This window comes from Pseudomonas sp. FIP_A4 (genome assembly GCF_036701605.1).
Classification (GTDB): Bacteria; Pseudomonadota; Gammaproteobacteria; order Pseudomonadales; family Pseudomonadaceae; genus Stutzerimonas; species Stutzerimonas phenolilytica.
Genome location: NZ_JAYDXP010000084.1, coordinates 1 through 362, shown reverse-complemented (window position 1 = coordinate 362; position 362 = coordinate 1). Strand labels below are relative to the sequence as shown.

Sequence of the window (362 nt, the reverse complement as noted above, 5' to 3'; positions counted from 1 at the left end):
CGACACCGATGGCCTGGACGACCTGCAGAGCGTGACCATCAACGGCAAGACCGTGGCGATTGGTGACCTGCAGGGCGAGACCTTCGCTGGCGACCACGGCACCCTGACGGTAACGGCCTACAACGCCGCCACCGGCGTGGTGCCGATCACCCGACGGACCTTCTTCAGCTCCTCCATCAGGTTGTCCTTGGTGTGCAGGCGGCCGGCGGTGTCGGCGATCAGCACGTCGATGCCGCGCGACGCGGTGCTGGCGCATATGCGCTACATGGCCCAGGCCACCGACCTGCCGGTGAACGCCGATTTCGACCAGGCCATCGGTGTCGGCCAGGGTGAAGCTGCCGGAGGCGAACTCGCCTTCGCCG

1 pseudogene is annotated in these 362 nt (G+C 67.4%); it reads right to left on the bottom strand.

The features are described 5' to 3' along the window. Window positions 1-141: 141 nt before the first annotated feature. Window positions 142-240 (bottom strand): annotated as a pseudogene (locus U8L64_RS00655) (hypothetical protein); the annotation flags it as partial. Window positions 241-362 lie beyond the last annotated feature (122 nt).